This is a genomic window from Nonomuraea sp. NPDC049784, from assembly GCF_040659615.1.
Taxonomy (GTDB): domain Bacteria; phylum Actinomycetota; class Actinomycetes; order Streptosporangiales; family Streptosporangiaceae; genus Nonomuraea.
The window spans coordinates 1-10,610 of the sequence record NZ_JBFAMX010000344.1; the positions used below are offsets into that span (position 1 = coordinate 1).

At 71.5% G+C, this 10,610-nt stretch carries 9 protein-coding genes and 1 pseudogene; 8 read left to right on the top strand and 2 right to left on the bottom strand.

What is annotated here, in order from left to right; translation table 11 throughout:
* From AB0J09_RS41895 to AB0J09_RS41920, 6 genes and pseudogenes are all read left to right on the top strand, one after another.
* Positions 1-317 (top strand): annotated as a pseudogene (locus tag AB0J09_RS41895) (LLM class flavin-dependent oxidoreductase); the annotation flags it as partial.
* A 212-nt stretch (positions 318-529) separates the two neighbouring features.
* Positions 530-1,324, top strand: a complete 795-nt coding sequence (locus AB0J09_RS41900) for an ABC transporter ATP-binding protein (RefSeq protein ID WP_360703895.1) — start codon at positions 530-532, stop codon at positions 1,322-1,324.
* Complete coding sequence (locus AB0J09_RS41905) at positions 1,317-1,520, top strand: hypothetical protein (RefSeq protein WP_360703898.1); 204 nt, start codon at positions 1,317-1,319, stop codon at positions 1,518-1,520. Before AB0J09_RS41900 ends, AB0J09_RS41905 begins: the two co-directional genes overlap by 8 nt.
* Positions 1,517-2,851 (top strand): LLM class flavin-dependent oxidoreductase, encoded by a 1,335-nt coding sequence (locus AB0J09_RS41910; protein ID WP_360703901.1) that lies wholly within the window; start codon positions 1,517-1,519, stop codon positions 2,849-2,851. Before AB0J09_RS41905 ends, AB0J09_RS41910 begins: the two co-directional genes overlap by 4 nt.
* Positions 2,848-3,372, top strand: a complete 525-nt coding sequence (locus AB0J09_RS41915; RefSeq protein ID WP_360703904.1) for an NADPH-dependent FMN reductase — start codon at positions 2,848-2,850, stop codon at positions 3,370-3,372. Before AB0J09_RS41910 ends, AB0J09_RS41915 begins: the two co-directional genes overlap by 4 nt.
* A 122-nt stretch (positions 3,373-3,494) precedes the next feature.
* Positions 3,495-4,037, top strand: coding sequence for a flavin reductase family protein (locus AB0J09_RS41920; protein WP_360703916.1), 543 nt, complete (start codon positions 3,495-3,497; stop codon positions 4,035-4,037).
* A 6-nt stretch (positions 4,038-4,043) separates the two neighbouring features.
* Here the strand turns inward: AB0J09_RS41920 and AB0J09_RS41925 are convergent, their stop codons facing one another.
* Together AB0J09_RS41925 and AB0J09_RS41930 are read right to left on the bottom strand one after the other, a co-directional pair.
* Complete coding sequence (locus AB0J09_RS41925) at positions 4,044-5,222, bottom strand: MFS transporter (protein ID WP_360703907.1); 1,179 nt, start codon at positions 5,220-5,222, stop codon at positions 4,044-4,046.
* A 118-nt stretch (positions 5,223-5,340) separates the two neighbouring features.
* On the bottom strand, positions 5,341-7,095 hold the full coding sequence (locus AB0J09_RS41930) for an ABC transporter substrate-binding protein (protein WP_360703909.1): 1,755 nt from the start codon (positions 7,093-7,095) through the stop codon (positions 5,341-5,343).
* A 76-nt stretch (positions 7,096-7,171) separates the two neighbouring features.
* Here AB0J09_RS41930 and AB0J09_RS41935 point away from each other — a divergent pair, with 76 nt between their 5' ends.
* Together AB0J09_RS41935 and AB0J09_RS41940 are read left to right on the top strand one after the other, a co-directional pair.
* Positions 7,172-9,175: a hydantoinase/oxoprolinase family protein gene (locus tag AB0J09_RS41935; protein WP_360703911.1), complete on the top strand. Its 2,004-nt coding sequence runs from the start codon at positions 7,172-7,174 to the stop codon at positions 9,173-9,175.
* Between the two features lies 1 nt (position 9,176).
* The coding region (locus AB0J09_RS41940; RefSeq protein WP_360703914.1) for a hydantoinase B/oxoprolinase family protein at positions 9,177-10,610 on the top strand (1,434 nt) is incomplete at its 3' end.

Here is a 10,610-nt window from a genome sequence, read left to right on the forward strand (position 1 = left end):
TGGCCGGCGACGAGGCCGCGGCGCGGGAGCTGGCCAAGCCCTACGGCCTCTGGGTACGCAGCATCCGCACCGGCCAGGGCGCCATCCCGTACCCCACCCCCGAGCAGGCAGACGCCCACGTGTGGACGGAGGAGGACAGGAGGCTGGTGGCCGACCGCGTCGACACCCAGTTCGCCGGCGACCCTGAGGCGGTCGCGGAAGGGCTGCGCGTGCTCCAGCGCGTCACCCAGGCAGACGAGCTGCTGATCACCACCATCACCCACGACCACACCGACCGCGTCCGCTCATACGAGCTGCTCGCGCAGGCTTGGCGCTAATTCATGTATGTCCAGTAGGAAATGTTGACTTTAACGGTCGGGGATCGTAGCTTCATAGACATGGGCCTTTACCTGACCACGCGCCCGCACGTGGACTTCGGCCACGTCGCCAGCGCGCAGTGTCGCTGATCACGTACCGCTGACATCCCTCTTCCGTCCATCAGAGGACCATCCGTGATCAAGTTCAACCCATACGCCGCTGCGAGCGGCTCATGACCAAGATCAGCATCCGGGACGTGACCAAGACGTTCCAGGTCAGGGACGACCCCCAGGCGTTCACCGCGCTCTCCGGCATCGACCTCGACGTGCGCGAGGGCGAGTTCCTCACGCTCGTCGGGCCCAGCGGCTGCGGCAAATCCACCCTGCTCGACCTGATCGCCGGGCTGACCGCACCGACGTCCGGCGACATCCTCGTCAACGGCGTGGCGGTCGCCGGGCCCGGGCTCGACCGGGGCATCGTCTTCCAGCAGTACGCGCTGTTCCCCTGGCGCACGGCCCAGTCCAACGTGGAGTTCGGGCTGGAGGCCAAGGGCGTGCCGAGGCGGGAACGGGCGCGGCGGGCACGCGAGCACCTCGCGCTCGTGGGCCTGGCCGGGTTCGAGGAACGCTACCCGCACGAGCTGGCCGGCGGGATGCGGCAGCGGGTCGCCATCGCGCGCAGCCTCGCGTTCGACCCCGACGTGCTGCTCATGGACGAGCCGTTCGCCGCCCTGGACGCGCAGACCCGCGAGTCGCTGCAGGAAGAGCTGGTCCGCGTCTGGGAGCAGACCGGCAAGACCGTCGTGTTCATCACGCACGGCATCGACGAGGCCGTCTATCTCGGCCAGAGGGTCGCCGTGATGACCTCGACGCCGGGCCGGATCAAAGAGATCATCGACGTGCGCTTCGACTCACGGGAGGGCGACTTGAGGGCTGACCCGGTCTTCGGCGAATACCGCCACCGCGTGTGGAGCCTGCTGCGCGAAGAGGTCGCGGCGGCGCGGGTACTGGAGCGGGCTCATGGCTGACCGACGCCTGCTCCCCGGAGACATTCACTGGTACGACCTGCCCGACGACGAGGCCGAGGAAGACGTCCCGGAGGAGACGCGCCGGCGAATCCTCGGCGGTCGGCTCCCCCGGTACTTCGAGGCCTCGTTCGGCGTGCTGTTCAACCTGCTCCTGGTCGGCGTCGAGCGCCGATTCTCCACCTGGAGGACCACGTGACGAGAAAGCTCCACCTGAACGCCTTCCTCATGGGCGTCGGCCACCATGAGGCGGCCTGGCGACACCCCCGGACAGAGCCGGCCCGCCTCACCGATGTCCGCCACTACCAGGAGCTCGCCAAGATCGCCGAGCGCGGCAAGCTCGACTCGGTCTTCCTCGCCGACGGCGTGGCGCTGAACGGCAACGTCCGGCACAACGCGCTCGGCGCCCTCGAACCTTTGACCCTGCTGTCGGCCCTGGCGGCCGTCACCGACCACATCGGCCTCATCGCCACCGTGTCGACGACGTACAACGAGCCCTTCCACGTGGCCCGCAAGTTCGCCTCACTCGACCACATCAGCGGCGGCCGGGCCGGCTGGAACATCGTCACCTCCGCCGGCGAGGCCGAGGCCCGCAACTTCGGCGTCGTCCGTCCGTCCCACGCCGACCGCTACGCCAGGGCCACCGAGTTCCTGGAGGTCGCGCGGAAGCTCTGGGACAGCTGGGAGGACGACGCGATCCTGCGCGACCGCGCCGGCGGCCTCTACGCCGACACCGGCAAGATCCACGCGATCGAGCACGCCGGCGAGTACTTCGCCGTCAACGGGCCGCTCAACACCTCCCGCCCGCCCCAGGGGCACCCGCTCCTGGTCCAGGCCGGGTCGTCGGAGGACGGCAAGGAGTTCGCCGCCCGCTACGCCGAGGCCGTCTTCACGGCCCAGCAGACCCTGCAGGAAGGGCAGGAGTTCTACGCCGATCTGAAGCGCCGCCTGGCTGCCTACGGCCGGCGGCACGAGGACGTGCTCATCCTGCCGGGCATCTCGCCGATCATCGGCTCGACCGAGCACGAGGCGCTGCGGCTGGAGAAGGAACTGGAGGATCTCATCATCCCCGCGTACGGGCTGGCACAGCTCTCCCACATGACCGGCATCGAACTGACCGAGGACGCGCTGGACGAGCCCCTGCCCGAGGTGCCCGTCGAGACGGAGGGCGCGCAGAGCCGGCGCAAGCTCGTCGTGGACCTGGCCAGGCGCGAGCGCCTCACGGTCAGGCAGCTCCTCGGCCGCCTCGCCGGCGGCCGCGGCCACCGCGTCGTCGCCGGGACGCCCGGCCAGATCGCCGACCAGCTCCAGGAGTGGTTCTTCTCCGGGGCGGCCGACGGGTTCAACATCATGCCGCCGATCCTGCCCGGTGGGCTGAGCGACTTCGTAGACCACGTGGTGCCGGAGCTGCAGATCAGGGGCCTGTTCCGGTACGACTACGAGGGGCGCACCCTCCGCGAGAACTACGGCCTTCCCAGACCCCCGTCCCGCTACGCCGAGGCCCGGCACGAAGTGGCGGTGGCGCGATGAGCATCGTGACGCTGGTCGGCAACCCCCGGCCGGGCTCCCGCACCCTCGCCGTCGCCACCTCGGCCGCCCAGGCGGTCGGCGGCCGCCTCGGCGCCTCGTCCGGGGCGTACGAGGTCGTGGACCTGTCGGGGCCCGGGCCCCACCTGCTCTCGCCCGACAAGCATCCCGACGTGGGTGCGGCGCTGGAACTGGTGACCGGGGCGAGCGTGCTCGTGGTGGCCAGCCCGACCTACAAGGGCACCTATACCGGTCTGCTGAAGTCCCTCCTTGACCGCCTGCCGCCGGACGCGCTGGCGGGCAAGGCGGCGCTGCCGCTGCTGGTCATGGGGGATCACAAGCATTCGCTGGCGGTGGAGGTGCACTTGCGGCCGCTGCTGGTGGAGCTGGGAGCCTTCGTGCCCACCCCGGGGCTGGCGGTGTTGGAGTCGCAGATTCCGCAGTTGGAGGAGGTACTGGCCGGATGGGCCGATCGAGTGGCGCCGCAGGTGGCGGCTGTGCTCAAGGAAGGGGCTCTTTCATGACGGAGACGGTGGCCGCTCGCGAGGCCCGGCGGGCTCGGGACGCTCGGCGCGCGTCGGCCCGTCTGGCGCCGGCACCGCGGTTGGCGGCGGAGTCGCGTGCGGTGGTGGCGGACGACCTGTCGATGACGGAATCGCAGTCGGAGGTGGAGGGACAGCCGGTCGTGGAGGCGGTGCCGGATGGCCCCGTTGACGCCGACGGGTTCCGGCGCGCGCTGGCCGTGCACGCGGCCGGGGTGGTCATCATCACCGCCCAGGCCGACGGCATCCCCGTCGGCCTCACCGCCACGTCCTTCTCCTCCGTCAGCCTGGACCCACCCCTGGTCTCCTTCTACGTCGACCGGTCCTCCACCACCTGGCCCTGGCTGCGCTCGGCCGACCACTTCGCGGTCAACGTCCTGGCCAGTGACCAGGCCGATCTGGCGTCCAGGTTCGCGCGCAAGGACATCGACCGGTTCGCCGAGCCCACCCGCTGGCGTCCGGGCCCCCTGGGCGCCCCCCTGCTCCAGGACGTCTCCGCACACCTGATCTGCCTCCCGCACGAGACGGTGGACGTCGGTGACCACATCCTGGTCGTGGGCCTGGTCGCCGAGGCCAGGGTGCACAGCCCAGGCCGTCCCCTCATCTACCACCAGGGCCGCTTCGGCCGCTTCATCGCCCACCCGTAAGGAGTTCTACGCGGTGACCTCGGCCGGGACGGTATCCGGCGCCTGACGGCGCGGCCGTACCGACCCGGCCACCAGGACGACGAGCCCGGCGGCGGTGACTCCGGCGCCGACCCAGAGCGGCGAGACGAAGCCGAATCCGGCGCCGAGGGCCAGCCCGCCCAGCCAGGCGCCGAGCGCGTTGCCGATGTTGAAGGCCGCGATGTTGGCGCCGGAGGCCATCGTGGGCGCGTCCTGGGCGTACCCCATGATCCGCAGTTGCAGCCCGGGTGCAGTGGCGAGCCCGACCGCGCCCATCAGCAGCAGCGAGACGATCGTCATGACCTGGTTCTGCGCCGTCAGCGCGAACACGGCGAGCACCACCGTGAGCAGCGCCAGGATCACGGTCAACGACGTGTTCAGCGCGCGGTCCGCGAACTTGCCGCCGGCGAAGTTGCCGGCGAACGTGCCGACCCCGAACAGCACCAGCAGCCAGGGCACCGTGGTGGTGGCGAACCCGCTGACCTCGGTGAGCGTGAACGCGATGTAGGTGAACGCGCCGAACATGCCGCCGAAGGCCAGCACGGTGACCGCGGCGGAGACCCAGACCTGTGGCCGGCGGAACACGCCCAGCTCGCTGCGCAGGCTCGTCTCGGCGGGTGCCGGCGTCGGTGGCACCAGCAGCCGGATGCCGATCAGCGCGACGACACCGATGATCGTGATCGCCCAGAACGTCGAGCGCCAGCCGAGCTGCTGCCCGAGCAGCGTGCCCAGCGGAACCCCGAGCACGTTGGCCGCGGTCAGCCCGGCGAACATCAGCGAGATGGCCCCGGCCCGCCGGTTCTGCGCGACCATGTCGGCTGCCACCACGGAGCCGACGCCGAAGAACGCGCCATGGCACAGCGCCGCGACGACCCGGCCTGCCATCAGCACCGAGTAGATCGGCGCGACCGCGGAGATCAGGTTGCCCGCGATGAACAGCACCATCAGCGCGAGCAGCACCTTCTTACGGTCGAACCGGGCGATCGCCGCAGTCAGCGCGATGGCGCCGACCGCCACGCTCAGCGCGTAGCCCGAGACCAGATATCCGGCCACCGGCTCGGTGACCCCGAAGTCCGCCGCCACTTCAGGCAGCAGGCCGATGATCCCGAACTCGGTGAGCCCGATGCCGAAGCCGCCCAGTGCCAGGGCGAGAAGCCCGATAGGCATGTCCAAACCCTCCAATTGCATTGCGTCCGCCTTTATACGGCGCATGCAATCATTGCGCGCGCTGCCTAGCCTCCGCGAGTGGCCGGGAGGCCATTATCCGAAAGAATCCGGCCAGCCCTTATGCGACCATCCATGGGGGTCGCCGGAAGGCGGCCTCCGCGTACGGCGCCGGGCCGATGACCCGGTGCACCCCGTCCTGGATCTGGAAGACCAGGTGCGCCTGCCCCAGCGAAGGATCCGGGATCTCATCGGGAAACGCCACGCTCGTCTGCCCGCCCCGGTCCAGGTCGTAAGCCCCGTTCACCCCCCGATACACGATCGCCCGCAGATCCCGGGCCACCAGGCCGAAGTCGTGCGGGCGGCCGTGCGCCGACCAGGCCAGGGCCAGCAGGTTGATCTGGTCGTACGCCGCCCCCGCCACCGACCTCCCCGGCGAGGCGCCGTACCGCTTCAGGAAGCGCTCGGCGAACGCCCGTCCCCTGCTGTCCCCGTACAGGCCCGTGACCGTCGCCCAGACCACGCCCTCCGCCGCCCGTCCCGCCAGCTCCAGGTACTGCGGCACCGCCGGCGTGTACACCATGTACACCAGCGTCGGCGAGGGCTCCTGGACGAACGCCCGCTGGAATGCGGCGGCCTGCTCGGCCAGGTGATGGGTGACCATCACCGCACCGGGCGCATGCGTGCGGATCGCGGCCAGCGCCGGGCTCCAGTCGTGGTAGGGCGGCGTCAGCCGGACCACGAAGTCGATGGCCAGCCCCGCCTGCTGCACCAGCCGCGCCGTCTCCTCGTTGAACGCCTGTGTGTCCGGCATCGTCGTCTCCACGAACCCGACGCTGCCTCTGCGCAGCCGCAGGCCCCGGAGGAAGCGGGCGAAGCCCTTGCCGTAGTTGGCGCGCGTGGGCCCGGTCTGGAAGATCCGGCCGAACCGGTCCGGCTCCTGCCGCACCCAGTCGGCCTGCAGGTCGCTGGTGCCGATGTTGAGGTATGGGGCGCCGAAGTCGGCCACCATCTCGTACGAGGCCCGCTCGTCGGTCAGCAGATAGCCGCCGACGATGGCCGGCACCTCCCGGGCCGCCAGTTCCGCGAGGCCGGCGGAGACCGAGTCCGCGTCGAGTGAGTCCACCGCGCTCACATGCGTGCGCACCGGCCGGCCCGCCACGCCGCCGCGCGCGTTCAGCTCCTCGACGGCCAGATCCGCCCCGCGCCGCATCTGCTCGCCGTCGTCGCTCGACCCGCCGACCAGCGGCAGCAGCAGCCCGATCTCGTACGGCGAGACAGGGCGCCGCCGCGCCACCCCGACGGTGGCGAAGTTCGGCAGCGGCCCGGGAGAACGCATCAGCCGGTCCACCGCGCCCGCCGCCAGCGCGGTCAGCTCCGGGCACCCGCCGGGGATCGGCAGCCTGAGCAGCCCGTGATCCACCGCGAACGCCGCGACCCCGCCGCGCGTGGCCTGCCCGAGCTTGGCCAGCACGCTCTCCACCTGCTTGGACACGGTACGCGGACTCGAGCCGAGATAGCGCGCGACGGCGGTGTTGGTGAGCCCGCCGGCCATGAGCGTCAGGACGTCCAGCTCCCGGGGCGTCAGCCCGTACGGGGGCGGCACGTCCGCCGCGGAGACCACCACGTCACCCGTCTCCCGCGCCACCGTCATGGAGGCGTGCGTCCACAACTCGTCCCCCTCCACGAGGAGGAACGTGACCGCGTCGCGCCCCGACCGCAGCAACGCGGTCGCGGCGCGGGCCAGCATCGGCCGCCCGCGCAGGTCGGCCCCGACGCCGTCGAGCCGCTCCACGGCGCCGTCGGGGGAGACACGCGCCATCCCGGGCTCGCCCGCGCCGCTGGGCGACCCCTCATACCTCGGCCCGTGCAGCATCTCCATAGGTTAAATGACGTATTGCCGCAGATGGAGGCCTATGTGACCGTTTCTCCATCCAACAGAGAGGAACGCGATGAGACTCGGTGTGGAGTGTGGCGGCACCTTTACCGACCTGGTGCTGCTGGACGACGCCGGGCGGCTCGCGGCCACGGGGAAGGTGTTCTCCACCCCGTCCGACCCCTCGCTCGCGGTGCTGGAGGCGATCTCCCATCTGGAGGCCGTGGACCTGTCGGGCGCGCCGCTCCTGCACGGCTCGACCGTGGCGACCAACGCCGTGCTCGAACGCAAGGGGCCGCGCCTGGGCCTCATCGTCACCCAGGGCTTCCGCGACGTGCTCGAGCTGCAGCGGCACGACAGGGACGTGATGTACGACCTGCACTACCGCAAGCCGCGGCCGCTGGTCCGCCGCGAGCTGGTACGCGAGGTGCCCGAGCGGCTCGACGTCACGGGCAAGCCTCTGGTGGCGCTCGACGAGCCGGCCGTACGCGAGGCGGTGGCCGAGCTGGCCGGGCTGGGCGTCACCTCGATCGCCGTGTGCTTCCTGCACAGCTACCGCAACCCGGCCCACGAGCAGCGGGTACGCGAGATCGCCGGGGAGCTCGCGCCCGCCCTGGACGTGTCGCTGTCCAGCGAGGTCGTGGCCGAGTTCCGCGAGTACGAGCGGGCCAGCAGCACCACCGTGGACGCCTTCGTCAAGCCGACCGTCGACGGCTACCTCAGCCGTCTGGAACGTTCCCTCGCCGATCGCGGCATGGGCGAGCTGTCGATGATGCAGTCCAACGGCGGTGTCGTGCCCGCCGCGTACGTGCGGCAGCGGCCGATCCACGTCCTGCTCTCCGGCCCGGCCGCCGGGGTGGCGGGCGCCGTCGCGGTGGCCGCCGCCGCGGGCCTCGCCGACATCGTCACCATGGACATGGGCGGCACCAGCACCGACGTCTGCCTGGTCACCGGCGGCCGCCCGCAGATCACCACCGAGTCGATGATCGACAGGATCCCGGTCAAGCTGTCGATGGTGGACATCGCCACCGTGGGCGCGGGCGGCGGCAGCATCGTCGGACTCGACCCTGGCGGCATGCTCCAGGTGGGCCCGCGCAGCGCGGGCGCCGATCCGGGCCCCGCCTGCTACGGAAGGGGCGGCACCGCGGCCACGGTCACCGACGCGAACGTCACCCGTGGCCTCATCCGGCCCGGCCACTTCCTCGGCGGCCGGCACGCCCTGGACCCCGAGGCGGCGATCTCCTCGTTGAAGGCCCTGGCCCGTGAGCTCGAACGGACGCCTGCCCAGCTCGCCGAGGACGTCTTCCGCATCGCGAACGTCGCCATGGCCGGCGCCATCAGGCTCGTCTCCACCGAGCGCGGCCACGACCCGCGCGACCACACGCTCGTCGCCTACGGCGGCGCCGGCCCCCTGCACGCCGCGGCGGTCGCCGACGAGCTGGGCATCACGTCCGTGCTGGTCCCGCCGCACGCCGGGCTCATGTCCGCGTACGGGCTGCTCAGCTCCGACTTCCAGCGCCGCTTCGCGGTCACGAGGGTCGCGGACCTGGCAGAGCTGGCGCCGGAGGAGCTGGACGAGGTGTTCGCCGAGCTGCTGGCCGAAGCCAGGGCCGAGATCGCCACCCAGGGCGTGGACCCCGGGGGCGTGGTCGCCGAATTCGAACTGGACCTGCGCTACCGGGGCCAGGGCTTCGAGCTCACCGTGCCGGTGCCGCAGGGCGTGTCCCCCGAGGAGGCGGCCGGGTTGTTCCACGAGGCCCATGCGCTCAGGTACGGCCACAGCACGCCCGCCAAGGCCGTCCAGGTGGTGACGTACCGGCTCACGCTCAGGGTGCCGCGCGAAGACACCGCGCTGCCCGCCGTACCGGTGGAAGGGCCCGCGCGCCGCGAGGATCTGCCGGTGGTGATCGGCGGCGAGGAGCGGAGCTGCGCCTTCCTGTGGCGGGAGTCGCTCCCGCCCGGCTTCACGGCTGAGGGGCCGGCGGTGGTCGAGGAGGAAACCGCCACCACGTACGTGCCCCCCGGCTGGACGGCCACCGTCGACCCCGCCACCAACCTCCTGCTCACCAGGGAAGCCTGACATGACCGTGGACCCCGTCACCCTGAACATCGTCGGCACCGCCCTGGCGGCCATCCCCCGCGAGATGGCGGCGAACCTGCGGCGGGCCGCGTTCTCCTCCGTCGTGCGTGAGGCCCGCGACTACGCCGTGGCGCTCGTGGACCCGCGCGGCAACGTGGTCAGCCAGGCCGAGGCCATCCCCATCATGACCGCCGGCATCTCGCACGCCATCGCCGCCGTGCTGGCCGACGTCGACCCCGCGGCGCTGACCGGCGACGACGCGATCCTCTACAACGACCCCTTCCGCGGCGGCCAGCATCTGCAGGACATCTACCTGTTCACGCCGATCTTCCATGAGGGCACGCTCGTCGGGTTCGCGGCGAGCGTGGCGCACCACGTCGACATCGGCGGCGGCGAGCCCGGGCTGACCATCAACGCCAAGGAGGTCTACCAGGAGGGCATCCGCCTGCCGGGCCGGCCCTTCTCAGTCTCGCGCGACTGGCACGGCGGCTTCGTCGAGGAGCTCTTCCGGCTCAACGTACGCGTGCCCGACCTGGTCGTCGGGGACCTCAACGCGCAGTTCGCGGCCAACAACGTGGCCGCGGAACGGCTGCGCGAGCTGGTCGCCAGGCACGGCCCCGAGCTGACCGCCGCCGTGATGGACGAGCTGCAGGACTACGCGGAGCGGCGGCTGCGCGACTCCATCGCGGAGATCCCCGACGGAGACTACGCGGCCGAGGAGATCATCGACGCCTCCACGTGGGGCGGCGACAGGCACCACGTCAGGGTCGCGGTCCGCGTTCGCGGATCCGACCTGGAGGTCGACTTCACCGGGACCGATCCTCAGGTGCCGGCCAACCTGAACTGCCCGTTCGCCTCGACGGTCTCCTCCGTGCAGAGCGCGATCCGCGGCCTGCTGCGCGACAAGGACATCCCGTTCAACGAGGGCTGCAACCGGCCCATCAGGGTGACCGCGCCGTACGGGTCCATACTCAACCCGGCCGCGCCCGCCGCGGTGCGCGCCAGGCTCACCCCGGCCAGCCGCGCGTTCGACGCCGTCATCAGGGCGCTCGCCGAGGCGCTGCCCGACCGGGTCGTCGCCACCGGCTACGACACGACCAGTGCGGCGGCGCTCAGCTACCTCGACCCCCACAGCCACCAGTACGAGGTGGTGCTGGAGGTGCTCGGCGGCGGCTGGGGCGCCGGTGCGGCGGGCGACGGCGCAGACGCGCTCGACAACCCCATCTCCAACTGCGCCAGCGCTCCCGTCGAAGCGCTGGAGATCGACTACTCGCATTTCAGGGTGACGGAGTTCGCGCTCATCCCAGGCTCGGGAGGCGATGGGCGCAACCGCGGCGGCCTCGGCTTCGTCCGCACGTACGAGGCCACCAGGGACGGCGTGACCTTCTCCGCCTACTCCGACCGGCACCGCTACGGCGCCCGCGGCCTGTTCGGC